Source organism: Nocardia sp. NPDC050799 (genome assembly GCF_040654015.1).
Classification (GTDB): Bacteria; Actinomycetota; Actinomycetes; order Mycobacteriales; family Mycobacteriaceae; genus Nocardia.
This window is the reverse complement of record NZ_JBFAHF010000042.1, coordinates 1-24889: the sequence shown is the minus strand read 5'-3', so window position 1 is coordinate 24889 and position 24889 is coordinate 1. Positions and strand designations below refer to the sequence as shown.

The 24889-nt window shown below is 65.9% G+C and carries 25 protein-coding genes and 2 pseudogenes; 21 read left to right on the top strand and 6 right to left on the bottom strand.

The features are described 5' to 3' along the window. Nucleotides 1-7: 7 nt before the first annotated feature. The 3 genes from AB0H42_RS30765 to AB0H42_RS30755 are packed head-to-tail and all read left to right on the top strand — an operon-like array spanning nt 8 to nt 2486. A complete protein-coding gene (locus tag AB0H42_RS30765) occupies nt 8-634 on the top strand; it encodes a bifunctional 4-hydroxy-2-oxoglutarate aldolase/2-dehydro-3-deoxy-phosphogluconate aldolase (RefSeq protein ID WP_357062465.1) in 627 nt (208 codons plus the stop codon). Continuing rightward, entirely contained in the window at nt 631-1575 is a 945-nt protein-coding gene (locus tag AB0H42_RS30760; RefSeq protein WP_357062463.1) for a sugar kinase, read from the top strand. The genes AB0H42_RS30765 and AB0H42_RS30760 overlap by 4 nt, the downstream gene beginning before the upstream one ends. Next, entirely contained in the window at nt 1572-2486 is a 915-nt protein-coding gene (locus tag AB0H42_RS30755) for an SMP-30/gluconolactonase/LRE family protein (RefSeq protein ID WP_357062461.1), read from the top strand. The genes AB0H42_RS30760 and AB0H42_RS30755 overlap by 4 nt, the downstream gene beginning before the upstream one ends. Before the next feature lie 159 nt (nt 2487-2645). On the opposite strand, the pseudogene AB0H42_RS30750 reads toward AB0H42_RS30755, so the two are convergent. After that, a pseudogene (locus tag AB0H42_RS30750) lies at nt 2646-2903 on the bottom strand (short-chain dehydrogenase); the annotation flags it as partial. 372 nt (nt 2904-3275) lie between these two features. On the opposite strand from AB0H42_RS30750, the gene AB0H42_RS30745 reads away from it, so the two are divergent. From AB0H42_RS30745 to AB0H42_RS30730, 4 genes are read left to right on the top strand one after another with little or no spacing between them, the layout of a single operon-like run. Next, nucleotides 3276-3599 carry a WXG100 family type VII secretion target gene (locus tag AB0H42_RS30745; RefSeq protein ID WP_357062459.1) on the top strand — a complete coding sequence of 108 codons (324 nt, stop codon included), beginning with the start codon at nt 3276-3278 and terminating at the stop codon, nt 3597-3599. 17 nt (nt 3600-3616) lie between these two features. Then, nucleotides 3617-3952 (top strand): WXG100 family type VII secretion target, encoded by a 336-nt coding sequence (locus tag AB0H42_RS30740; protein WP_357062458.1) that lies wholly within the window; start codon nt 3617-3619, stop codon nt 3950-3952. After that, nucleotides 3949-5442, top strand: a complete 1494-nt coding sequence (locus AB0H42_RS30735) for a hypothetical protein (RefSeq protein WP_357062456.1) — start codon at nt 3949-3951, stop codon at nt 5440-5442. Before AB0H42_RS30740 ends, AB0H42_RS30735 begins: the two co-directional genes overlap by 4 nt. 12 nt (nt 5443-5454) lie before the next feature. After that, nucleotides 5455-5820, top strand: coding sequence for a hypothetical protein (locus tag AB0H42_RS30730; protein ID WP_357062455.1), 366 nt, complete (start codon nt 5455-5457; stop codon nt 5818-5820). A 242-nt stretch (nt 5821-6062) separates the two neighbouring features. Here AB0H42_RS30730 and AB0H42_RS30725 read toward each other — a convergent pair whose 3' ends face one another. Next, nucleotides 6063-6596 (bottom strand): O-acetyl-ADP-ribose deacetylase, encoded by a 534-nt coding sequence (locus AB0H42_RS30725; RefSeq protein WP_357062453.1) that lies wholly within the window; start codon nt 6594-6596, stop codon nt 6063-6065. A 410-nt stretch (nt 6597-7006) separates the two neighbouring features. Here AB0H42_RS30725 and AB0H42_RS30720 point away from each other — a divergent pair, with 410 nt between their 5' ends. Continuing rightward, nucleotides 7007-7837: an erythromycin esterase family protein gene (locus tag AB0H42_RS30720; RefSeq protein WP_357062451.1), complete on the top strand. Its 831-nt coding sequence runs from the start codon at nt 7007-7009 to the stop codon at nt 7835-7837. A gap of 56 nt (nt 7838-7893) precedes the next feature. Here AB0H42_RS30720 and AB0H42_RS30715 read toward each other — a convergent pair whose 3' ends face one another. Continuing rightward, nucleotides 7894-8340 carry a pentapeptide repeat-containing protein gene (locus AB0H42_RS30715; RefSeq protein WP_357062450.1) on the bottom strand — a complete coding sequence of 149 codons (447 nt, stop codon included), beginning with the start codon at nt 8338-8340 and terminating at the stop codon, nt 7894-7896. 174 nt (nt 8341-8514) lie between these two features. Continuing rightward, entirely contained in the window at nt 8515-8988 is a 474-nt protein-coding gene (locus tag AB0H42_RS30710; protein WP_357062448.1) for an SRPBCC family protein, read from the bottom strand. On the opposite strand from AB0H42_RS30710, the gene AB0H42_RS30705 reads away from it, so the two are divergent. From AB0H42_RS30705 to AB0H42_RS30690, 4 genes and pseudogenes are all read left to right on the top strand, one after another. After that, nucleotides 8978-9220, top strand: coding sequence for a hypothetical protein (locus AB0H42_RS30705; RefSeq protein WP_357062447.1), 243 nt, complete (start codon nt 8978-8980; stop codon nt 9218-9220). The two genes, AB0H42_RS30710 and AB0H42_RS30705, sit on opposite strands and share 11 nt — an antisense overlap. 563 nt (nt 9221-9783) lie before the next feature. Continuing rightward, nucleotides 9784-10530 carry a TetR/AcrR family transcriptional regulator gene (locus AB0H42_RS30700; protein ID WP_357062446.1) on the top strand — a complete coding sequence of 249 codons (747 nt, stop codon included), beginning with the start codon at nt 9784-9786 and terminating at the stop codon, nt 10528-10530. Nucleotide 10531: 1 nt separating this feature from the next. Then, nucleotides 10532-10719 (top strand): annotated as a pseudogene (locus tag AB0H42_RS30695) (transposase); the annotation flags it as partial. 247 nt (nt 10720-10966) lie between these two features. Then, a complete protein-coding gene (locus tag AB0H42_RS30690; protein ID WP_357062445.1) occupies nt 10967-12445 on the top strand; it encodes an FGGY-family carbohydrate kinase in 1479 nt (492 codons plus the stop codon). Here AB0H42_RS30690 and AB0H42_RS30685 read toward each other — a convergent pair. Next, complete coding sequence (locus AB0H42_RS30685; protein ID WP_357062443.1) at nt 12438-13199, bottom strand: glucose 1-dehydrogenase; 762 nt, start codon at nt 13197-13199, stop codon at nt 12438-12440. The two genes, AB0H42_RS30690 and AB0H42_RS30685, sit on opposite strands and share 8 nt — an antisense overlap. Further along, a complete protein-coding gene (locus AB0H42_RS30680) occupies nt 13196-14188 on the bottom strand; it encodes a sugar-binding domain-containing protein (RefSeq protein ID WP_357062441.1) in 993 nt (330 codons plus the stop codon). The genes AB0H42_RS30685 and AB0H42_RS30680 overlap by 4 nt, the downstream gene beginning before the upstream one ends. Before the next feature lie 118 nt (nt 14189-14306). Between AB0H42_RS30680 and eltD the strand changes: the two genes are divergently transcribed. The 9 genes from eltD (at nt 14307) to xylB (ending at nt 24799) form a co-directional block, all read left to right on the top strand. Further along, nucleotides 14307-15383, top strand: coding sequence for an erythritol/L-threitol dehyrogenase (gene eltD, locus AB0H42_RS30675; RefSeq protein ID WP_357062439.1), 1077 nt, complete (start codon nt 14307-14309; stop codon nt 15381-15383). Between the two features lie 32 nt (nt 15384-15415). Next, nucleotides 15416-16822 (top strand): extracellular solute-binding protein, encoded by a 1407-nt coding sequence (locus AB0H42_RS30670; RefSeq protein ID WP_357062437.1) that lies wholly within the window; start codon nt 15416-15418, stop codon nt 16820-16822. 31 nt (nt 16823-16853) lie between these two features. Beyond that, on the top strand, nt 16854-17813 hold the full coding sequence (locus AB0H42_RS30665) for a sugar ABC transporter permease (RefSeq protein ID WP_357062435.1): 960 nt from the start codon (nt 16854-16856) through the stop codon (nt 17811-17813). Nucleotides 17814-17816: 3 nt separating this feature from the next. After that, nucleotides 17817-18683: a carbohydrate ABC transporter permease gene (locus tag AB0H42_RS30660; protein ID WP_357062433.1), complete on the top strand. Its 867-nt coding sequence runs from the start codon at nt 17817-17819 to the stop codon at nt 18681-18683. Continuing rightward, the gene (locus tag AB0H42_RS30655) at nt 18683-19816 is read left to right on the top strand and encodes an ABC transporter ATP-binding protein (RefSeq protein WP_357062431.1); all 1134 of its coding nucleotides are present in this window, start codon (nt 18683-18685) and stop codon (nt 19814-19816) included. Before AB0H42_RS30660 ends, AB0H42_RS30655 begins: the two co-directional genes overlap by 1 nt. Then, complete coding sequence (locus AB0H42_RS30650) at nt 19813-20934, top strand: ABC transporter ATP-binding protein (protein ID WP_357062430.1); 1122 nt, start codon at nt 19813-19815, stop codon at nt 20932-20934. The genes AB0H42_RS30655 and AB0H42_RS30650 overlap by 4 nt, the downstream gene beginning before the upstream one ends. A gap of 10 nt (nt 20935-20944) precedes the next feature. Then, complete coding sequence (locus AB0H42_RS30645) at nt 20945-22663, top strand: dihydroxyacetone kinase family protein (protein ID WP_357062429.1); 1719 nt, start codon at nt 20945-20947, stop codon at nt 22661-22663. Then, complete coding sequence (locus AB0H42_RS30640) at nt 22660-23121, top strand: ribose-5-phosphate isomerase (RefSeq protein WP_357062427.1); 462 nt, start codon at nt 22660-22662, stop codon at nt 23119-23121. Before AB0H42_RS30645 ends, AB0H42_RS30640 begins: the two co-directional genes overlap by 4 nt. Before the next feature lie 232 nt (nt 23122-23353). Then, nucleotides 23354-24799, top strand: coding sequence for a xylulokinase (gene xylB / locus AB0H42_RS30635; protein WP_357062425.1), 1446 nt, complete (start codon nt 23354-23356; stop codon nt 24797-24799). The last annotated feature ends 90 nt before the right edge of the window (nt 24800-24889 follow it).

Sequence of the window (24889 nt, the reverse complement as noted above, 5' to 3'; positions counted from 1 at the left end):
GCATCTCATGACCCTGCTCGACGACCTGCGCGAACACCGGCTCCTCGGCATCATTCGTGGCACCGACGCCGCCGCGTCGATCGACACCGCGCTGGCTCTCGCCGACGAGGGCGTCCGGTTGTTCGAGGTTTCCCTCACCTCGGCCGACGCGCTGCGGGTGATCGGAGAGATCGCGACGCGGCTGGATGGACGGATCCAGCTCGGCGCAGGCACCGTCCTCACCCCCGACCAGGTGATCCGAGTGCGGGAGGCCGGCGCCACCTACGTCGTCACCCCGGCCGTGGCGCCTTCGGTGCCCGCGGCGATCGAGAACAGCATCCCGGTGCTCTGCGGTGCCCTGACTCCCACCGAGATCGTCACCGCGGTCGGGCTCGGTGTGGACGCGGTCAAGATTTTTCCGGCGTCCACGATGGGCCCCGGATACTTCAAGGATCTGCGCGCACCGTTCCCCGAGGTCCCGCTCATCCCGGTCGGCGGTGTCGGCGCGGACACCGTACCCGCCTACCTTGCCAACGGCGCGGTCGCGGTCGGTGTCGCGAGCCCGCTGTGCGGCGACGCCCCCGACGGCGGCGACCTGAATGCGCTGCGTGTGCGGGCGCGGTCCTTCCTCGAGGCCGTGCGGGAGCACGTGTGAACGCGACATCCGAGCGCGCGCTCGACGTCGTGACCCTCGGTGAGACGATGGTGGCCGTACGCGTCGCGGGCCATATCCGGTTCGGTGGCGACGCCACGGTGGCCGTCGCGGGCGCGGAATCCAATGTGGCGATCGGCCTCGCCCGTCTCGGTCACCGGGTGCGGTGGGGTGGCAGGCTCGGCGCCGACGAGTCCGGCGAACTGGTGCTGCGCACCCTGCGCGCGGAAAACGTCCTCGTCGACACCGCCTCCCGCGACACCGAACGCGCCACCGGCCTGGTGATGTTCGAGCAGCGGCTGCCGGACATGACCCGCGTCGAATACCATCGCCGCGACTCCGCGGGCTCCCGGATCTGCGCGGCGGATTCCGTCGCGGCACTGGCGGAGCTGCCGCGGATCCTGCACCTCACCGGGGTGACACCGGCCGTGTCCGCAAGTGCCGCCGAGGCCGTGACAGAGGCCGTGCGTATCGCCCGCGAAGGCGGCACACTGATCTCCTTCGACGTGAACTTCCGCTCCCGGCTGTGGGATCCGGACACCGCCGCGGCAGTGCTGCGCCCGCTGGCCCGCGCTGCGGATGTGGTGATCGCGTCCGAGGACGAACTGGATCTCATTGCAGGCGAACCCACAGAACTCATCGACTGCGGGGTTTCGGAAGTGGTGATCAAGCTCGGCGCGAACGGCGCCGCCGCGCACACCGCCGCGGGCGTGACCACCGCCGCGGGACATCGGGTGAGTGTCGTCGACTCGATCGGCGCCGGCGACGCCTTCACCGCGGGATACCTGTCCGCGCTGCTCGACGGCGGCGACACCGCCGAGCGGCTCGCCCGCGGAAACACCCTCGGCGCGTTCGCGGTCTCGAGTCGCGGTGACTGGGAAGGGTTGCCCGGCCGCAACGAGCTGGCTTTGATCGAGGCGGGCTCGGGGGTGGCGCTGCGATGAGCACGGTGGGCGAGTGGACTCCCCTCGGCGTGGCACGGCACGAACTCGGCGAGGGCGCGCGAGCGACGGACGACGGATTCCTGTTCGTCGACCTGCTGGCGGGAGTGCTGCTCGAGACCCTCGGCACGCTTTCCCTGGGGACCGAGGTCGATTCGGCGCACACGGCACGTGAGGTGTTGCGGCTCGACGTCCCGCTCGGTGCCGTCGCGCCGCGTGTCGGCGGCGGCTGGATAGCCGCTGCCGGAACCGGGATCGCGCTACTCGATGTATCGGACCGGGCAGGATCAGGCGCCCCCACCGTCGAAATCGAATGGCTGGCACGGCCGTTCGATGACGCCCCGGTGCCGATGCGGATGAACGACGGTGTCGCCGATCCGCACGGGCGGTTCTGGGCCGGCGCGATGCCCTACGACGGCACGCCGGGCGCCGGGCGGCTGGTGCGGGTCGACCCCGACGGCAGCGTCCGGGTGGTTCTCGACGGGCTCACCATCCCCAACGGCCCGGTCTTCGGCCCGGACGGCGCCACCATGTACCTCGCCGACAGCGCGCGGGGGGTGATCCTGCGGTACCGGGTGGAAGCCGACGGCGGAATCGACAGGCCTGCGGGAGTCTTCGCCACGGTTGACGACGCGAGCCCCGACGGCATGACCGTCGACGCGGACGGGTGTGTGTGGTCGGCACTGTGGGGTGGCCGCCGACTGCACAGGTACAGCCCCGAGGGCGAACTCATCGACGTGGTCCCCGTACCGGTGGCGCAGCCGACGAGCATCGCGTTCAGCGCCCGTGCATCGCACCGGATCGTGGTCACCACCGCGACGCACGGCCTGACCGAACCGGGCCCGCTGGACGGCGCCGCCCTCGTCGCATCGACCACGATCGCCGGGCTGCCCACGGCAACCTTCGGCGCGTAGTATGCCGGCGACATGGCCGATCGCTCCAGCCGCCCGAACCGGGCACCGAAGCCTGTATCGAGGTGGGCCGGGAGGAACGCGCCCCGGCCTCGACTCCGTGTACACGAACGCCACGGTCGCCATAAGGCGCCAGGGTGCGCCCATATGATACGGGCGCTGCTACGCGCCGTAGCCGTCGGTGCCGGCCCGCGAAATCACGATATCGGGGACCACGGCACGCGAGGACAACCGCAGCAGGGCGTCTACCATCTCGACCACATCGTTCACCGCCGGCATCCGCTCGGGTGGGATCCGATCGTGGATCCATGCGCTCTTCTCGGTATCGACGTAGCCGGGAGCGATCGTGGTGGCCGTAATGCCGTTTCCCGACTCCTCGGCATTGAGGGCGGCGATCAGCGAGATTAGCGCCGCCTTCGTATCAGGGCTGCACCCCAGCTCCTGACTGGCAGCCGCCCGGCGGGTGCTGCCGACGATGGCGCTGTGCGCGGGCCTGCAGGGACTCCAGTGCCCTTTGTCGGTTTGGGTACAGCCCAGATAGAGACGGCCCTCGTCCCTCCCCTCGGCTGCTGGCCTGCGGTCTTCTTCCCGGTCGGGCCGAGGCGCGAAGCCGAATACGACCTTCTCGGGAGTGATTCTTCGAGCGCGAAAAGTACCGGTAGCAGCCCATGCTGAGTTGCCGGGATGCTGCGCATGCTGGTCCTATGGGTGGAACCGATGAGGCGCCTGCCGCGTCGAAGTATCTGTAAGGATCCGTAGCTGTATGACTCGACTCAAGCCAGGAGAGCGGTAATGGCGCCCGAACCGATTGCTGCGGATGCCGCTGCGATGGCGGACGCCGCTACATTTCTCCGGCATATCGCGACCACAGTCGGTGATGGGTTTCGCCGCATCGACGCCGAGATCGATGGCATGACCTATTGGGGCGGTCCCGCCGCCCAATCGTTCACTGCCGGATGGCAGGAGGCCAGCGAGGGCGCGGTGACGCTGCTGTCCTCGCTGGAAGCCATGGCCGCTCTGTTGGGAGTGCAAGGCGAACAATTCGCCTCGGTGGACGAAACCCTGGCGGCTGATCTGGCCGGTGACGGGCCGCGTCCGAGCTCGCTCAATATCTGACCAACAGGGGTTTCCGCATGTCACGGCATCACGTCGACACCGATGCGCTCGACGCGCTCAACGCCCAGCTGCGTGGTTTGCTCGGCTTCACCGACGACCAGCTGGTACAGCTGCAGCAACGAATGAACCGGCTACACAACGGCGACGGCACCTCGGGGCCGTGGACCGGCGAAACCGCCGAGGCCGCCCGCACTGCCATGGCCACCTGGAATGCCGGCGCACAGAAAATGCGTGACGGGCTGGCGAAGATGGAAGTGGCCGGCAAGAACGCCTACGACTCCTACACCCAGACATTCGCCGCGATCCTGGCCCGCCTCGACCGGGGCCCCGCCCCAGATGCCGGTGCGCAGTGACGGTGGTCGACGTCGATACCGACGTCTACACCCAGGCCGCGGACGCACTACTCGAGGCCGCAGACGAGTTCATCGGCTCAGTGGACAAGCACTGGTCGAAGCTGGCCGAGACCGGCGCGAACATGACCGGCTCCTATGAGGAGGCACGCACCTGGGCCACCGGCTACGACACCAAGGCCAACGACCTGCTCTCGCAGATCAAGCTGATGGCCGACAACGTCAACGGCTACGGCAATGTGGTCGCCGAGCTGGCCTATCTGCATGCCCTCGGTGACCACAACGCCAATATGAAACCCGGCCCACCGCCGACCCAGCCGCCCGCGCGCCCGTTGAATCTGCTGGTGTCGTGCCGGCCACCGCTGCCCACAGCCGGCGGTCCCGGGCAAGGCCTGGTCGAAAGCAGTATCGGGCTCCTCGACGAAATCGGGATCACCGTCCCCGACGGCGACACCGACAAACTCTGGACAGTCGCCGCGGTCTGGCGCGATATCGCCGCCGAACCGGCCGTGGCCGGGTTCGCCGACGAAATCAAACGCATCGCCGGTATGTTCACGCCGATCACTGCGCCCGAGCTCGACCATATCGACGAAGACCTCACCGCCATGGCGGCCGCAGCCACGGAAATCGTGTCCGGGTTCGGGGCGATGGCCACCACCACCACCGAGCATCATGACGAGCTGGTGGCGATGCGCAAGGAAATCGAAGGGTTCCTTGTCCAGTTCGCGATCGATTCCGCGGTAGAGGCCGCGGTGACCGGCGCGGTCACCGTCGCTGCCTCTTTCGTCACCTTCGGTGCCGCGGCACCGATCGGTGCCGCGATCGGCGGCTCCCGGCTGGCGGCCCTGTGCGCGAAGTACGGGGCGAAGATCAAGCCGTTCATTGCGCTGTTCAAGACCCGTGGTCTCGGACGCGGTTTCGAAGACATTCCGGACTTCTCCAGCCACAAGGCGGATATGGACCGGATATGGCAGATGATCAACAAGAAGGCACCCGGCGGCAGCCGGCCCAGTAAAAGCACCGATTGGTCATTCGGCCCCGAGGACGAGAAGGCCATCCACACCGCGTCGGTGCGCAACCCCGAGACCGGCCTGACCCTCAACGAAAAGTTGAACAGCGGCATGCCTCTGACTCCGGAAGAGCAGCGCCAGGCCGACGCGCTGAGACAGGCCCTTGCCAAGTTGCCCGCGCACGAGGGTCCGGTGGTGCGCCACACCACCCTGAGTCCCGAGGAGCTGGCGCGCTACGAGCCGGGAATGCCGGTCACCGAAAATGGGTTCACATACAGCACCCTCAGACCCGACGGCATCGACCAGCAATTCGTGCAGAGCCAGAACGTTGAGTTTCAGATCGTGTCCAAGACCGGCGTGCGGCTCGGCGAGTACGCCCCACGCCCCGACGACGTGATGTTCCCATCCGGGACAGGATTCATGGTGCACGACAGGATCGTGTTGCCGAACGGCCGCGTCATAATTCAGATGACTGAAATCTAAGAAGGGGCCCCTGTGTTCGAACGATTCACCGGCCGCAAGAAAAAGCCGCCGCTCCTGGTCGGCGAGGACTACTTCAACAGCGAAGAATACGCCCGCAACCAGGCGATATTCGACCAGTTCAACGTCGAGATCAACGCCGCGCGCGCCGCCCGCGCCGCCGATCCGACTCCGGAGCCCGAACTCAGCCCCGAAGCGAAGGCTGAACTGCACGCCCGCGCTACCGAGATGCTTCCCCCGGAGAAACAGAAGTGGACCTGGGACGCCGATCACTGGTACGACGGCGACGGCAATGTCCTTCTCACCCGGGGTGCGGACGGCTGGTACGACCCTTCAGGGGTCCGGGTCTACGACCTGAACTACAACCGGGTCGCTCAGTAGAGACATGGCGCCTTCGCGCGGAGGGATCCATCCGATAACGTCAAGATCCCGACAGCGAAGCGCTCTCCGAACTCCCACAACTCTCCGAGCGGTGGTTTTGTCGGCCACCAGTGACGTCACTCGTCGGTGGATGCTGGTGTCAGTCGGGCTCGTGAAGTTCGTATCGGCGAATTTTGAGGTCGTGATCTTGGTTACGGTGCAAGGATCGGTGTGCTTGGTCTCGGGTCCGGTCCTGGTGGAAGTTAGCCGCTGTGGCACGTCCGAGCTATTCCAGTGCTGCGGTAAAGGCCGCAAGTGCGCGGCTCGTCGAACAGCACGAACCGCACGTATTCGACGGCCGTTTCGGCGGCACCCACCGTCTGGACGGCAATTCGGGCACCATTGTCCATCGGCCAGCCGAAGATGCCGGTGGAGATCGCGGGGAAGGCCACAGTCTCCGCGCCCAGTTCGGCTGCCAAGCGCAGGGATTCGCTGTAGCAGGAGGCGAGCAACGCCGAGCGGTCCTCGGTGGCCGACCAGACCGGGCCGACGGTGTGGATCACCCAGCGTGCGGGCAATCGTCCCGCGGTCGTCGCCACCGCCTGCCCGGTCGGCAGCCCCTTGCCGAGGTGCGCGGCGCGGAGGTCTCGGCACTCCGACAGGATCTCGGGCCCGCCCTTGCGGTGAATGGCGCCGTCGACGCCACCGCCACCGAGCAACGAGGAGTTCGCGGCGTTGACCACCGCGTCAACCTGCTGTTCGGTGATGTCCCCGCGCACCGCTTCTATTTTTGTCATCGGTCCATTGTGCTGGCATGACCGATCACGATGCCATCGGATATGCGTACCGTTCACCCGAGCCAGAGTGACGTCAAAATTCGCCGTCACACCACCGCAGCCGACCCGGCGCCGACGCCCGAATTCACTGGCATAACCAGAGCGGCGCATGGACTGAGCGACTGCGCTCATCACCTCTTCTCGCCGCTCACGCGGAAGTGTCCAAGTGAGGTAGAGCCCAGATAGACAGGCCCTCGTTCGGCATGTCGTCCTGGGCCACTGCAGGTGTTTGCAATGTGATCGATTGCGGCCGTGTGGAGTTGGCAGACTGGGTGTTGTGACGCCAGAGGAAGCACAGGGCGCGATCGAGGGTACCGACGACGCGCGGCGACTGGGTCCGGACGAACTGGGTCCAACGTCCAATCCTGGTCGTGGAGTACGTGCGGGAGGTCGCTGCCGACCGGGTAGCCGAGTTGGAGGACCTGTACCTCGATGTGCGCCCCGGCGAGGATATCGACGCCCATGTCGACCGTTTCCGCGGTCTACCCCATCGTGCGAGCCGGGTCGAGCGAGTACGCGCGGCGTACCGGCTGGTCGCGGATGTAGCTGCTGTCCACGATGAGTCCGGGTGGGTGGTGCAGGCCGCGCGGGTGGTCGTGCAGTTCCATGAGCTGCACGACCACGACAATAGGCCCGAGGACCCTGTGAACATGGCCTACTACGAGGCAGCGTTCGCTGAGAACGTCGAATGGTGGCACCGCCATACCGGGCACAAGGTGCTGTTCTGCTCGTCCAGCTCCCACACCGCCAATGCCCGCGACCGGGGTCTTCCGCCGAACCCGGCGGATGTATCCCGTCACGCGGGTAGCTACCTGCGCGAATGCTTCGGCGCGAGCTACAAGTCGATCGGGATCACCTTCCACAGCGGTGATCTGGCCACCTTCGATGGACGGGATCGCGTGCACGTACCCGGGTCCTCACCGCGGTTGTTCGAGTCGATACTGGGCGCGGTCGGCCTCGACTGTTATCTGCTGGACCTGTCTGCCGCCCAGCCTCCGGCGGTGACCGACCGGCTTACCCGCACGGCCGAATTCAGGATGATCGGCCGCGACTACAACTCCGATGACGGTCACTACATGACCGGCGGGTCCGCCAGGGAATGGTTCGACCTCATCGTGCACTGCCAGCGTGTGACACCCGCCCCGCACGTTGCCTCCCCTCCCCGGATGAGCAGCACGGGCCACGACCCGGCCCTGTCCTGAGAGATGACCCCGACACACCAACCTGGGCGACGTCACTTTCCACCGATATGAACAGCTCACCCACCGACCGGCCGATGACTCCAGTCACCGATAAACGATGCCGGGATTCGCTGTCCTAACCACACTCCACCACTTCGACGCGGGGGTGGCCAATCCTGTGGCTCGATATTGGCCGGCCTGCCGGCGCCATCAGCGGCCCAGTCGAAGGCGGGTCCGGGGGGAACCCACCTTCGTGTGGCGCTGAAGTCCACCGTCTCGGAGCCGAAGCCAGTGCCATCGAAGGAGGCGGTCGCGTCGAACGCGACGCGGCGAAACCCTGCCGGCCCGGTGAATGACGCCTGGTCGAATAGGGTGTCGCCTGCGAAGTTCGTCCGGTCGAACCACGCCGCGTCGGAGAACTGGGCACCGGTGAACTCGGCGTGCTCGGCGAAAGTAGTGCGGTCGAACCATGCGGTGCCGGTGCAAGTTGTGCCCGGGAAGTGGGCGCTGCCGGTGAAGGTCACTCCGTCGAACCACGCCGTGCCGATCCGGGGAGAACGCGCGGGATCTTCGTATTTCTACAACTCGCCGCAGCCCTCACTTGCCACAAGAAACGCTACGAGAGACACCTTCTGAGGCGGTAGAGGACTGGCGCGGCCGGTGCTTCATCGCAGTGGAACACCAGCTGACGCCAGTTATCAGCGACCTTCGACAAATGCCTTGATGCCTTCGAGCCATGTGCGAATAAGTTCAGCCAGTACCTGGTTGTCGATGTTGACCCCCGCCGCCGCCGCGTCCATCGACTCCTGGGCACGGATGCGGGTGCGGTCGGGTCCGAGCTCATCGAACTCGTAGACACCGACCATCGACATCCCCGGCGCGGTCGTGGCCCATGTGAGACGATTCGGACGCTCTGCCAGCGCAAATGCTGAAGCGACCGGCGCGCCGCCAGCGCTCCAGGTGAAAGTACTACCCTCCGTGGGCGGCCCGGATGCGACGACGTCCGATATGTCGGCGCGGATGCTCGGCCAGTTCTCGACATGCGCGAGGGCGTCCCACACGACTTCGCGTGACGCCTCGACATCGATCGTGCCGCCGGCCACTGCCGGAGCAGCAGTGTCCACGGCCGCGGACAAGGCGAATTGGTACGCAGGGCTTTCGATGGTCGTCATGGTGTCGGTCCTCATTGTGTCGGGCTGGGCGGTAGATGAGTTCGCCGAGCTGGGGGATCTGGGGGAGTCGCTGCCGGAGCCGCATGCCGTGCTCGCCATCAGAACCGCGGCGATGACAGCCATTCCGCCGGTCCTGTTTTTGAACTTCATCCGAACGCTCCTGTTTGCGAATGCCGAATTCGAACGTGATTGGGTCGCCGAAATCGAGGCTTCGACGGTTCGAACCGGGTGAGTGGGCCGCTCTGTTCATCGACCGGCCGTATCGTAACAATGTACCGATACACTGTATCGAAACCATCTGCCGCTGTCAACGGATTCTGGAGCGGGGACGACTGGGGCACCTCCCCGGCGATTCGCCCGGCTCCGTTCTGGAGTGGGAGTCGCGTTCCGATGACTACGGTGCAATCGGGGCCGCTTCCCTCTGGTGCGGCCACTCGGGGTCCCCGATGATTGGTGTCGAGATCTCCATAGGCGCGTTTGGCTTGCTCGATCAGGATGGAAGCCTCGGCAGGGTCGCTCTCATCTGACCAGGGGCGTCGCCGTGGGGATCAGTGCAGTTCGGCTCATTCCCGAGCGTGTTCCACATTGCTGTCGACGGACTCGTCGAATCGATGGGGTCCGAGACGTGGATCTGCGCCGCCCTGTCGTCCCCCTCGCCCTCGGCATCGAGTAGATGGGCGTCGCCTGCAAAAGCGACAATGCGACCTTCAATATTGTGTATCGATATTCTGTACGGATACAGAATATGTGGCGCCGGGTATCGTCCGACCGATCCCGTTCTGAACGGAGACGCTGATGAGGTTCGAGCAGACACTGGCTTTGTTATGGGGTGACGACTCCAAGCGGGTCGGGCGCTCCGGCCTGACCATTGCGGACTACATCACGACCGCGACCGCTTTGCTCGACGAAACCGGGGCCGGCGGACTGTCCATGCGAGCCGTTGCCGAGCGTCTCGGCGTTCGAACGATGGCCGCATACAGTTTCGGCAATAAGGAAGACCTCGTCGCACTCATCGTCGACCGCGTATGCCGTGAGGCCTATCCTTCCGGCGCAGGACCCCGCGCCGGGAACTGGCGGACGGGACTGGCTGAGGTCGCTCATGCGAACCGACGGCTCGAACTCGCTCATCCGTGGCTGCCCGAACTCCAGACCGTGCGATCTCTGATGGGGCCGTGTGAACTGCGCAAGCGAGACCTCGAGTTGCATCCGCTGGAGAGCACGGGCCTGAGCGATCTCGAGAAGGACCAGGTCCTCACTCAGCTCCTGCTGCACGTCTCCGGAACCACGCGAATCGAGACAGCTCTCCAGCGTGAGCGTGCCGACAGCGGCCTCACTGATGACCAGTGGTGGCGAGTCGTGATGCCGATTCTGGAGAGCATTGCTGATCCGGCAGAGTTCCCGATCGCCGCGCGGGTCGGTTTGGCAGTGCAGGCCGACAGGAACGGGCAGCTATGGGGAGAGGCCACGTTCGGGTTCGGGCTCGAGCGCCTCCTCGATGGCTTCGCCACTTTGATTGCTCGGCACACAGCGAATCAGGACTGACTTCGCGTTGACCAGCGGATGCGCGTGGCGTCAACTGCCGCCGTCGTTCGGGTGAGCGTTCCGTCCGCACGTCGTCGGTTCATGGTGTGGGCGCAGGCCGGGGTATTCGATGCGCTGCTCCGGGAGATCCTCGACCGGCTCGGAGCCGCCGACGAGCTCGACCGAAGCGCGGCGATCTTGGACGCGGCGATAGGTCCGAACCCAGAAGTGCCGGCCGGGCGCGGCACCCACACGGCCGGCCCCGCGACCACGAGCCGGACACCTGGCCGGCGCCCGCGCCGGCAGCGCATCTCTGATGCTCGGCGCACTCGACCTCCTCCGGCGCGTGTCGTCGAAAACAGTCGCCGAGGCCTTGGCCGAGGAGTGGTCTGTGCTGCTCACGTCGATCGTTCGGGACCGGCACCCGTTCGACGGGAAAGGGCATAGGCTGACGTCCGTGGAGCTGCTCGTCGGTATTGATATGGGGACAGGGAGTAGTAAGGGGGTGCTCGTGCGACCGGATGGAGTGGTAGTTGCCGAGCATCAGGTGGGTCACGAGATGTTGTTACCGCGGCCGGGGTGGGCCGAGGTCGACGCAGTGGGCTTGTGGTGGGCGGAAGTGTGCGCGATCAGCCGCACACTGATGGCCGCCGTACCGTCCGGGGCGCGGATCGCCGGGATGTGTGTCAGCGGTGTCGGTCCGTGCCTGGTGTTGTGCGATGAGGATCTCGAGCCGGTACGGCCCGCTATCCTGTACGGCATCGACACTCGGGCGTCGGTGGAGATCGCTGAACTCACCGAGTTGTTCGGCGCGGAGAAGATCCTGTTGCGGACGGGCAAATCGCTGTCGAGTCAGGCGGTCGGCCCGAAGATCGAATGGGTGCGAAAGAACGAGCCGGAGGTGTTCGCCCGTGCGCGCCGCTGGTACGGGTCGAATTCTTTCGTCGTGGCGAAGTTGACCGGTGAGTATGTTCAGGACCATCACACGGCCAGCCAATGCGACCCTTTGTATTCGATTCGCGACTTCGATTGGAATGCCGAATGGGCCGGGCGAATTCTGGGCGCACTGCCGCTGCCTCGGCTCGTGTGGCCGTCGGAGGTCGTCGGCGTGGTGACCGCGGAGGCGGCCGCGGAGACCAAGATCCCGGCGGGCACGCCGGTCGTCGCGGGCACCGTGGACGCCTATGCCGAGGCATTCAGCGTGGGTGTTCGCGATCCCGGTGATCTCATGCTGATGTACGGATCGACAATGTTCCTGGTGCAGGTGCTGGAGACGTTTCATACGAACCCGGCGCTGTGGACGACGACGGGTGTGCAGGAGGGCACTTTCGCGCTCGCGGCGGGGACATCGACCGCGGGTAGGCTGGCCGACTGGCTGCAGAAGGTGACGGGCGGAGCCTCTTTCGACGTATTGACGGCCGAGGCCGCGGCCGTGCCGCCGGGCTCGGAGGGTTTGCTGATGCTGCCCTATCTGGCCGGTGAGCGCACGCCGGTATTCGATCCGGACGCGCGCGGCGTCGTGGCCGGACTGACGCTGCGGCACGGGCGTGGGCATTTGTTCCGCGCGGCCTACGAGGGCATTTCTTTCGGGATCCGCCAGATTCTGGAAATGTTCGACAACGCCGATTCGCCGGTGTTGCGGGCGGTCGGAGTCGGCGGGGGGCTGCGCAGTCCGGTGTGGGCGCAGGCGCTCAGCGATATCACCGGGTTGACCCAGCTGCAGCCGGAACAGACCATCGGCGCGAGTTACGGTGACGGGCTGCTGGCCGCTATCGGGGTGGGACTGGTCGCACCGGAGACGGATTGGACGCGGATAGCCCGCGAGATTCCGCCGAACCCGGAATACCGCGAGCGATACGACGCCCTGTACGAGACGTGGCTGCAGCTGTACCCGGCGACCCGGGATCAGGTGCATACCCTGGCTCGCCTCAGCTGACCGCGTAACCACCGTCGATCGGGACGTCGACACCGTTGATCATCGACGCGAGGTCGGAGGCGAGGAACAGCGCTGTCGCGGACACCTCCGCGGGTGCGGCGAAACGGCCCAGCGGGATGCGGGCGAGCATCGGCGCCGCCTTCGCTTCCTCGCCCCAGACTTTGCGGCCCATATCGGTGAGCACAATGGTGGGGCACAGGGAGTTCGCGCGCACGCCATCGGGTCCGAGTTCGAGTGCCAGCACCTTGGTCGCCATCACCAGACCTGCCTTCGACGTGCAGTACGCGTAGTGCTCGGGCAGTGCGCGCAGGGCGGCCGCGGAGGCGACGGTCACGATCGAGCCGCCGCCGGCCCGGGCCATCGCCGCACCGACGGTGGCGGCGAGCAGCGCGGGGGCGCGCAGATTGACGGCGAGGACCTCGTCGAACGATGCGGCCGTCAGATCGGTGACCATCTCCGGATGTGAGATCCCCGCATTGTTCACGAGCACGTCGAGCCCGCCGAAGACCGCGGCGGCCGCCGCGGCCAGCCTGGTAGGAGCGCCCGGATCGGCGAGGTCGGCGGCCACCGCCGCAACGGGGACTCCGTACTGCTCTTCCAGCTTTTCGGCCTGAACGGCCAGTGTGCCGTGGTCGCGACCGGACAACACCAGCGACGCCCCCGCATCCGCGAAAGTCTCGGCGATATCGGCCCCGATGCCTTTCGACGCACCGGTGATCAGTACGCGCTTACCGTCGAGACGAATCGAGTTCACGAACTCTCCAAAAGCTGTTGTGCGGTCGATGGATCGGTGACGAGCTGGTTGAAGTATCCGGCGCGCGCCCCGGCGAGAATCGGGGCCACCTTGTCCGCGCCGACGGCCACGGCGATCCCCACCGGAATTTTCGACAGCACGGACAATTCCACGGCGATCAGCCGTTCGCGACCGGGGAAGTCGACGGGTTCGCCTTCCCGGTTGTAGAACCGCGAACACACATCGCCCACCGCTTCGCGCAGGGATGCGGAGGTGGTGGGAACGAACTGTGGTATGTCATCACGCAGCAGCGGCGGTGCGCCGACACCCATGAGTGCGCACCGCGCCCGCGGCCACAGATTCAGTACGCGCTGAATGGACGGATCGGCATGCAGGGTGTCGTAGAGATCGGGTCCGGGAAGGGCGGGGGCGAACAGGTAGTTCGGCCGGCCGCCGAGTTTGTTGGACATGAGCCGGGTGATCTCGTTGGTCTGATACCACTCCTCGGGCTGATCGTTGCCACCGACGGTGGGAGTGACGAGGACACCGGGGATGCGTTCGAGGTCGAACTGCGCCACTTGGTAGACGGTGCGTCCCGACGAGACGAGCAGCACGTCCCCGGGGACCAGCCCGACTTCCGAGAGTGCGCGTGAGACAACGGGTGCGAGGTAGCTGCCCATCACCTCCACGGTCGGCTTGGCCGGAGTCGGCGCGGGTAGCGGTGCGGACAGATACACCCGTCGCAACCCGATCGCGTCGGCGAGCGTGCCCGCGAGATCGCCGCGGTCGTCGGCATGGGGTGCGCGAACTTCGATGTGGACGATGCCCTGGCGGCGGGCTTCGGACAGTAGCCTGCTCACGGTGGCCCGGCTGATGCCCAGCTTATGGGCGACCTCGGCCTGGGTGGCGTCCTCGTCGTAGTACATTTTCGCGGCCGCGTAGAGCAGCGACGGCGCGAAGCGGCCACTCTCGGCGCCTGTCGGCGCACGAGTCTCGGAGCTGCTGTGCATAGCGGAAGTATCTCATTGCACATCAGTTCACGCCAATCGTTCTGTGAACATTCGTTCTGGACGTATGTGCCCCCCTCGGTTAGTGTGATCGCGAACATAGGGATGAAGGGCAGTGGTGATGACGGAGACGATGCAAGCGGTGATCTGCCACGGTCCCGAGAACTACCGGCTGCAAGAGGTGCCCGTTCCGGTACCGGGGCCCGGTGAAGCGCTGGTCCGGGTCGAGGCAGTGGGCATCTGTGCGAGCGATCTGAAGTGCTATCACGGTGCGGCGAAGTTCTGGGGCGATGAGAACCGCCCCGCGTGGGCCGAGACGGAAGTGATCCCCGGCCACGAATTCGTCGGCGAAATCGTGCAGATCGACGCCGTGGGCACCGCCCGCTGGGGCGTCGAGGTAGGAGACCGAGTGGTCTCCGAACAGATCGTGCCGTGCTGGAAATGCCGGTATTGCCTGCGCGGGCAGTACCACATGTGCCAACCGCACGACCTCTATGGTTTCAAGCGCCGCACCCCGGGCGCTATGGCGGAGTTCATGGTCTTTCCCGCAGAAGCGCTGGTGCACAAGGTGTCCAAGGACCTTCCGGCCGCACACGCCGCATTCACCGAGCCGCTGTCGTGCTCGCTGCACGCCGTCGAGCGGGCGGGTATCACCTTCGACGATGTCGTGGTGGTGGCGGGTTGCGGTCCGATCGGTCTCGGGATGGTGGCCGGTGCGCGGGCGAAGAGTCCTGCTCATGTCATCGCGCTGGATATGGCGCCGGAGAAGTTGCAGCTGGCTCGTGAGTGCGGCGCCGATATCGTGATCAACATCCGCGACGAGGACGCCCAGGCGATCGTCATGGAACTCACCGACGGCTATGGCGCCGATGTCTACCTGGAAGGCACCGGTCATCCCTCCGCTGTGCCGCAGGGCTTGAATCTGTTGCGCAAGCTGGGTACCTACGTCGAGTACGGCGTCTTCGGCAGTGATGTCTCCGTCGACTGGAGCATCATCAGTGACGACAAGGAGCTCGATGTGCGTGGCGCGCATCTGGGCCCGCACTGCTGGCCGGCTGCCATCCGCATGCTCGAGTCCGGCATCTTGCCGATGGACAAGATCTGTACGCATCAGCTGCCGCTCAGCGACTTTCAGAAGGGTCTCGATCTGGTGGCCAGCGGAAGCGAGTCGGTGAAGGTTTCGCTGATTCCGTCCTGACCTGCCGAAAAAGTTCGATGAGGAACAGATATATGAGCAGAAATCAGTTCTCGCGCCGGGACATGCTGCGGGCCCTGGGCGTGGCCGGTGCGGCCGCCGCGGCGCTGCCGGCGCTCTCGGCCTGCGGCGTGGGTGGCAGCTTCGAAGCCGTCAACGGTGCGGGCGAGGTGAGCGGGCCCTTCGATTGGCGCGCTGCGGAAGGGACGACACTGCACCTGTTGCAGACGCCGCACCCGTACCAGCAGTCGCTACAACCGCTGCTCGCCGAGTTCACCCGGCTGACCGGCATCACGGTCGACATCGACCTGGTGCCGGAGGCCGACTACTTCACCAAGTTGAACACCGAATTGGCCGGTGGCACCGGCAAACACGATGTCTTCATGCTGGGCGCGTACTTCATCTGGCAGTACGGTCCCCCCGGTTGGCTGGAGGATCTGGCCCCGTGGATCGCCAACTCCTCGGCCACCAGTGACACGTACGACTTCGAGGACATCTACGAAGGCCTGCGCACCTCCACCCGATGGGATTTCGAACTCGGCAGTCCGCTCGGCACCGGCGGACAGTGGGCGATCCCGTGGGGCTTCGAGAACAACGTGGTCGCCTACAACAAGGCCTATTTCGACCAGCGCAAGATCAAGTTACCGGACACCTTCGACAACTTCATCCAGCTGGCCGTCGATCTCACCGACCGTTCCCAGCACCGGTACGGCATCGCCACCCGCGGATCCAAGTCGTGGGCCACCATCCACCCCGGCTTCATGACGCAATTCGCCAGGGAGGGCGCGAAGGATTACGAACTCGTCGACGGCCGGCTCGAGGCCGCCATGGCCTCGGACGCCTCGGTGAACTTCACCGAGAAGTGGATCGAAATGCAGCGTCTGGCCGGGCCTACGTCGTGGACCACCTACGACTATCCCCAGGCCACCGGCGACCTCGGTGACGGCACCGCGATGATGGTCTACGACGCCGACAGTGCGACCTATCCGAAGAACAAGCCGGGCGCCAGTGCGCAAGCAGGCAATATCGCCTGGTATCCGGGTCCCGCCGGACCGGGTGGCAACTACAACACCAACCTGTGGACCTGGTCGCTGGCGATGAACGCGCAGTCGAAGAACAAGCGTGCGGCCTGGTTGTTCATCCAGTGGGTCACGGGTAAAGAGGCCCTCTCGAAAGCCGTGCAGGGTGGGATCTTCGCCGATCCTGTGCGCAAATCGGTTTTCGACGGCGTGTTCAAACAGCAGCTCGGTGGGATGCCCGGCTACCTGGACGCTTTCGAGACGGTGATCGGCAGCTCGAAGATCCAGTTCACGCCGCAGAAGAAGTTCTTCGACACCACGGAGGATTGGTCCGTCGCGCTTCAGGACATCTACGGCGGTGCGAACGCCCGGTCCCGCCTGACCAGCCTGGCCAAGACCTGTACGTCGAAGGTCAATCTCTGACCCGGCGTGGGTCGAAGAAAGGGAGGTCGACATGACCACTCAATCGGTTCGTCCACCGTCACATGCCGACCCGGTACAGCCGGGCTCAGCGAAGCGAACTGACCCTCCGGAGGTTCCGCGGTGGCGGCGGTCGCTGCGGCCGTACCTGCTGTCGGTTCCGGCGGTGCTGATCGTGGTGGGGATTCTCTACCCGTTCGTGATCGGCGCGTATTACTCGGTGCTCAACTACGCCGCGGTGAACCCTGATCCGATCTTCGTCGGAATCCGCAACTACGCCAGTGTGCTGGGTGACGTCGAATTCTGGACCAGTGTCCGGGTCACCGGCACCTTCGCGATCGTGGCCACCGCCGTCGAGACGGTCGTCGGCGTCGGCATCGCCCTCTTGCTCAACCGCTCCAGCATCGTCGGGCGGATTTTCGAGAAAGTGCTGATCCTGCCGCTGATGATCGCGCCGGTGATCGCGGGCGTCATCTGGAAACTGATGTTCAACCCGCAGTTCGGCGTGCTCAACCACATCCTCGGTCTCGGATCCACCTTCGACTGGCTCAGCAGCGGCAATGCCCTGTGGTCGGTGATCCTGGTGGATCTGTGGATCTTCACCCCGTTCGTCGCGATCCTGGTGCTCGCCGGCATCCGTTCGCTGCCCAAGGAACCGTTCGAGGCCTCGGCGGTGGACGGCGCGAGCTGGTTCTACATGTTCCGCAAACTCATGCTGCCGATGCTGTGGCCCTACATCCTGGTCGCGGTCATCTTCCGCTTCATGGACAACCTCAAGGTTTTCGACGCGGTGTACGTACTCACCTCGGGAGGCCCCGGCGTAGCGACGCGGACTCTGCAGATCGGCGCCTTCGAGGACTCCATCATCAACCTCGATTACTCCCGCGGCAGCACCTACATGTTCCTGCTGTGGGTGATCGTGTTCATCACCGCACGCCTCCTGGTGAGCGTGCTCGGAAAGGCGCAGCGTCGCGCTGCCGGAGCGGAGTCGTAGATCATGGCCAAAGAACTCTTACCCGGGCAGCGCCGTTTCACCCCGGCCTCCGTGGGCGCGGATATCGTGCTGATCGGCTGGTTCATCTTCTCGCTGTTCCCGATCGTGTGGATGGTCCTGCTGGCGTTGAAGACACCGGCGCAACAGACCACCACCTACTTCACATTCAGTCCCACCTTGGAGAACTTCAGTACGGTGCTGAGCCAGAAGGGCACCGAACTCACCAGCGTGGACTTCAAGGCCGCGCTGGTCACCAGCCTGATCAACTGCGGTGGCGCGGTGATCGTCTCGCTGGTCATCGGTATTCCCGCAGCCTATGCGGCGGGCAGGTGGCAGTACAAAGGCTCCAACGACCTGATGTTCACCATGCTCTCGTTCCGGTTCGCTCCCGAACTGATGGTGATCGTTCCGCTGTTCGTCATCTACAACCAGATCGGCCTGTTCGACACCAAGGTCGGCATGGTGTGGGTGCTGCAATTGGTGACGATGCCGCTGGTGGTGTGGATTCTTCGGTCTTATTTCCAAGATCTGCCGGAGGATCTGGAACAGGCCGCACTGCTGGACGGATACACCCGTCGTCGGGCCTTCGTGATGGTCGCGCTGCCGCTCGTGCGGCCGGGTATCGCCGCCGCGGCACTGCTCGCGTTCATCTTCGCCTGGAACAACTACGTGTTCCCGCTGATCCTGGCCGATAGCAATGCCGGCACCGTTACCGTGGCGATCACGAAGTACCTCGGCGGTGGTGGGCAGGCGTACTACAATCTCACCGCTGCTGCCGCGGTGATCGCGGCATTACCGCCACTGATTCTGGCGCTCACCATCCAGCGATACCTGGTGCGCGGCCTCTCCTTCGGGGCGGTGAAATCCTGATGGCGGATCTGACGGTCAACGGACTCACCAAGCACTACGGGAAGGCGGTCGGCATCGACGATGTATCGCTCGATATCGCCGACGGCGAATTCTTCGTCATCCTGGGTCCATCGGGTGCGGGTAAGACCACCACGCTGAAGTCGATCGCCGGGCTGGTCCAGGTGGATAGTGGTTCGGTACATATCGGCGGTGCGGATCTGACGGAGGTCGAGCCGTACCACCGCAATGTGGCGATGGCGTTCGAGAGTTACGCCCTGTATCCACAGCAGACGGTGGCGCAGAACCTTTCCTCCCCGCTGCGCTCCGGGCGCACCGGGAAGTACTCCGCGGCCCAGCAGCAGGAGCGGGTCGATGCCGTCACAGTGACGCTCGGCATCGACCATCTGCAGCAGCGGTTCCCACGGGAACTGTCCAACGGGCAGCGTCAGCGTGTGGCTCTGGGCCGAGTGCTGATCCGGCCCGCGGACGTCTACCTACTCGACGAACCGCTGTCTCATCTGGACGCGAAACTGCGTGCGGCCATGCGCGCGGAACTGCGCGAGCTCGGGCGGATGTCGAAGACGACGACCGTCTATGTCACCCACGACTACCAGGAAGCCCTGGCGCTGGGCGACCGAATCGCCATTCTGCGCGACGGAAAGCTGGTGCAGGTGGATACGCCGGAGGTAATCTGGCGCGAGCCGGTCGACACCTTCGTGGCCAAAGCGCTCGGTCAGCCGGAGATCAATATCGTCGAGGCGGTCGTCGACGGTGGCGCGCTGCGGGTGCCCGGAAGCAGTATCGAGATTCCGGTGCCTACCGAACTCGGCCTCGGCACGGGCAGCGGTGTCCGGCTCGGCATCCGCCCCTGCGATATCACCCTCGCCGCCGTAGCAAGCACTGCACCCGGGGTGGCGAACCTGACCGGCGTGATCACCCTGACCGAACGACTCGGGCGCAGTATCGAGGTCTCCGTCGATATCGGCGAAGCGTCGCTGATCGCGCTGTCCTCGGGCGGACCGCATATTCGCGAGGGCGCCACCGTGGTGGTGACGGTACCGCTGGCCGATGTGCTCATCTTCGAAGCAGGCGAACGCGGCAGCGACAGTCTCCGTCTCGGTGCTGCCGCATCTAATTCCCAGGAGCGGCGATGACAGTCGAAACCAGAACCGGGTCGGCGGCGCAGCGGTTGACCCTCGAGCGCCTCACCAAGACCTACACCGCGCGCGGCCGGGAAAGCTTCCAGGCGGTCAAGGGCATCGAGCTCGATATCGAACCCGGTGAACTCGTCGCATTGCTCGGTCCTTCGGGCTGCGGCAAAACGACCACTCTGCGCATGATCGCCGGTCTCGAGACGGTGACCAGCGGCGACATCCGCATCGGCGACCGCACCATCACCGACCTGCCACCCGGGAAGCGCGGTGTGGGGGTGGGCTTCGAGAGCTATGCCCTGTATCCGCCGCTGTCGGTGCGGCAGAACCTCGGCTACGGGTTGAAGGCGCGTAAGGTCGCGGGCGCCGACCAGCTCGTCAGCGATATCGCGCAGCGGTTGGAACTGCAGGATGTGCTCGACCTGCGGCCCGCGAGCCTGTCCAGCGGGCAGAAGCAACGAGTCGCGCTGGCACGGGCGCTGGTCCGGAATCCGCCGGTGCTGCTGCTGGACGAGCCGCTGTCGCATCTGGACGCGTCGGCCCGGCAGCGGGTCCGACGCGAATTGAAGGTCCTGCAACGGGAATTCGGCTACACCACGATCGTGGTCACCCACGACCAAGTGGAGGCGCTGAGCCTGGCCGACCGGCTCGCCGTCATGGACGGCGGCATCATCCAGCAGTTCGGCACACCCGACGAGGTTTTCGACGATCCGGCGAATCGCTTCGTCGCCGGATTCGTGGGTGAGCCGCAGATCAACATTGTCGACGGCGTGGTCCGCCGAGACGGTGCGGGCACGGTCGTCGAGATCGGCGGCGGCACGGTTCCGGTCGCTGTCTCGGCGGTCGGTGACGGTCGGCAGGTCCAGGTCGGTATCCGGCCACAGGACAGCAGACTTTCCGCCGAACCGGCCGGTCCCGGCCAACTGACGGCGTCGGTGCGCTATTTCGAACATTTGATGGAGTTCGGCCGCGCGGCATTGGATGTGCCCGGTGTCGAGGAGCCCGTACTGGTCGAGACACCAGCCCAGCAGAACTTCGCGGTGCACCAGCAGGTCGCGCTGTCGGTGCCGCCGGAACGGGTGTACCTGTTCGATCCCGACTCCGGACAACGATTGCGATAGAGGACACCTGATGACGCGGCTGTACAACGACCCGGCATCGTTCACCGACGACATGCTGGCCGGATTTCTCGACGCCAACGCGGGATACGTCACCGGTGTCCCCGGTGGGGTGGTCCGCGCGTCGCCGACCCGGCCCGGCAAAGTCGCCGTGGTCGTCGGTGGGGGAACGGGCCACTATCCCGCGTTCTGCGGGCTGGTGGGCCGCGGTTTCGCTGACGGCGCCGTGGTCGGGAATATCTTCACCTCCCCCTCGGCAGCCGCCGTGGCGTCGGTGGCCAGAGCGGCCGACGGGGGCGCGGGGGTCTTGCTGACCACCGGCAACTATGCGGGCGACGTGATGAACTTCGGCTTGGCGGTCGAACAGTTGGAAGCCGAGGGGATCCCGGCCCGCTATCTGGCCGTCACCGACGATATCGCCAGCGGACCAGCCGACGATATCGGCGCACGCCGTGGCATCGCGGGTGATTTCACGGTATTCAAATGCGCGAGCGCGGCGGCGGAGGCGGGCTATGACCTGGACGGTGTGTTCCAGGTCGCGGCCTCGGCCAACGACAACACGCGGACACTCGGCGTCGCCTTCGACGGTTGCACTCTGCCCGGTGCCTCGGCGCCGCTGTTCACCGTCGAGCAGGGGACCATGGGACTGGGCCTCGGAATCCACGGCGAACCGGGCGTCGCCACACACGAGCTGCCCAGCGCCGCCGAACTCGCCGAACTGCTGGTGACCGGGGTGCTGAAGGAAAAGCCAGGGGGCACCGGTTCCCGAATCGCGGTGATACTCAACGGACTCGGGCGCACCAAGTACGAGGAATTGTTCGTGGTGTGGGCCACCGCGGCCGAATTGCTGCGCACGGCGGGCTACACCGTGGTCCAGCCGGAGGTCGGCGAGTTGGTGACCAGCCTCGACATGGCAGGTTGCTCCTTGACCGTGATGTGGCTCGACGAGGAGTTGGAACGGTTCTGGACCGCGCCGGCGGACACCCCGGCGTATCGCCGGGGAAGCATCATCGAGGTTCCGCCGGCGACTCGCCGCAGCGCCGTCACCGACACCTACCATCACCCGGATTTCGCGGCGACCGCAGACGATGCCGCACGGCAGGGCGGCATCGCCATCGCCAAGGCGCTGCACGCTGTAGCGTCGGCAATGGTCGAGGCGGAAGCGGAATTGGGTCGCATCGACGCGATCGCCGGTGACGGCGACCACGGGCGAGGCATGGTTCGGGGCACGGCCGCGGCCTGCGCGGCCGCCGATGAGGTCGTCGCACGCGGAGCAGGTCAGGGCGGTGTGCTCAGGGCGGCCGGTGACGCGTGGGCCGCGCAGGCGGGCGGCACCTCGGGTGTGCTGTGGGGGGCGGCGCTGACGGCACTGGGGGAGCGGCTCGGTGATGTCGGCCGCCCCACCGACGCCGATATCGTCGCCGGACTGCGCGCAGCCTACGACTCGCTCGCTCGTCTCGGTAAGGCCCGGCCGGGCGACAAGACCATGCTCGACGCCCTGCTCCCGCTCATCGAAGCGGCCGAAAACGGTGCGTCCTGGCACAGTGCGGCCGCCGCCGCCGAGTCTGCCGCACGCGCGACCGCCGAATTGCGCCCCAAGGTCGGCCGGGCGCGTCCGCTCGCAGAACGCAGTATCGGCAGCCCCGACGCGGGCGCGATCTCACTGGCGATGTGCGCGCGAGTCGTCGCCGACCTCTTCGAACCACTCGTCACAGAAGGAGCGCACCGATGACCGAATCGTTCAGAATCGTGGTGGGGTGCGATGACGCCGGGCTCGAGTACAAGAACGCCCTCAAGGCCGATCTCGAGGCAGACGACCGGGTCACCGAAGTGATCGATGTGGGCATCGGAAACGGTGAGCACACCGCCTATCCGCACGTTGCGGTCACCGCCGCGCGAACGATCGCCGCCGGCGAAGCCGATCGCGCACTGCTGGTCTGCGGCACCGGCCTCGGTGTTGCGATCAGCGCGAACAAGGTACCGGGGATTCGCGCGGTCACCGCGCACGACAGCTTTTCGGTGGAGCGTTCGGTACTGAGCAACGACGCGCAGGTGCTGTGCTTCGGGCAGCGCGTCGTCGGCCTCGAACTGGCTCGTCGGCTGGCCAGGGAATGGCTCGGATATCACTTCGACCCCGAGTCGGCTTCGGCGGCGAAGGTCGCCGCCATCGGCAGCTACGAAAAATCCTGATCCGCGTACGTACGGCCGGCTGCCCCGCCGCCGGCCGATCTGTTGATTGGAGGATGTTCATGACGCGACAGCCGACCGCCGAGGGCGAGTTCTCCGTCGAACCGTGGACGACCGGATCGACCGAAGTGGATCCCTCCTGCACGGCTGCCCGCAGCGGGTCGCCGGACGCGACAGCGGCTTCGTGTGTATGCGATAGCGCGCACTCGGATACCTGTTCAGCCGGGGGGATTCGATGACGCTGGTGGCCGGGGTGGATTCCTCGACACAGACATGCAAGGTCGTGGTGCGCGACGCCGACTCCGGTCGCTTGGTCCGCCACGGTGCCGCAGAGCACCCGCCGGGTACAGAGATCGACCCGGAGTGCTGGTGGAATTCGTTACAGCTCGCCATCGAGCGAGCAGGCGGGCTCGACGACGTGGCTGCGGTGTCGATCGGCGGACAGCAGCACGGCATGGTGTGCCTCGACAAGGACGGCCGGGTCATCCGGCCCGCCTTGCTATGGAACGACACGCGGTCGGCCGGCGCGGCCGACGCGCTCATCCGGGAACTCGGTGCGGGCGACCATGCGCTCGGCGCTCACCGCTGGGTCGAGGCTGTCGGCACGGTGCCGGTGGCATCGCTGACCGTCACCAAACTGCGGTGGCTGGCGGACCACGAGCCCGGCAATGCCGCTCGAATCGCGGCGGTGGCGTTGCCGCACGACTGGCTCACCTGGTGCCTGCGCGGCGCCGGGTCCCTGGACGATCTGGTGACCGACCGCTCCGACGCATCGGGGACCGGTTACTTCGATGCGGTGTCGGGAACCTACCGACGTGACCTGCTCGCACTGGCTCTGCGGCGCCGCGAGGAAGATGTCCGTTCCATATTGCTGCCCCGCGTCAACGGTCCCCATGAGCAGGCCGGCCTGGGATGTTCTCGACTCGGTCTTTCCCGCACGGTTGTCGGGCCCGGGTGTGGTGACAATGCCGGGGCGGCGTTGGGGCTCGGCTTGGATGTCGGCCAAGTTTTCCTTTCTCTGGGTACCTCCGGTGTGGTAGCTGCGGTTTCGGAGCATCGATCGGTCGATCCAACCGGCTCGGTGGCCGGATTCGCCGATGCCACCGGCAAATTCCTGCCACTTGCCTGCACACTCAATGCCACCCGGATTATCGACACCATGGCCACGGTGCTCGGTGTGAACCACGACGAATTCGATGCGCTGGCACTGGGCGCCGCCCCGGGTGCAGGCGGAATGGTCCATGTGCCCTACCTTCAAGGAGAGCGGACACCGAACCTCCCCCACGCCACCGGCGTGCTCGATGGCATGACTCTGTCCTCCATGACAAGGGAGAACTTCGCGCGCGCATCAGTCGAGGGTCTGCTCTGCCTGATGGCTGACGCATTGGAAGCTATTCGCGGACAGAGCGTTTCGATCGAGCGGATCACTCTTATCGGCGGTGGTGCCCGGTCGGCCGCGGTACGTGAAATCGCCCCGTCCGTACTCGGGGTCTCCGTGCATGTCCCGCAGCCCGGCGAATATGTTGCCGACGGTGCCGCACGGCAAGCGGGCTGGGTATTGTCCGGTGGAAACCAGCCACCGCTCTGGCCGGTGTCCGACATCGGAACCTACACCGCACAGGAGAATTCGGGGGTGCTCGCCCGTTATCGGCGAATTGCCGCCGAGGTCGCCGGCTTCTAGGCCGCGTTTCATAAGCCGTGGCCGGATAACCACAGGTTGATTGCGGCGACGCGGACCGTGGCCAGGTAACGGACAGCGAGTTTGTCATAG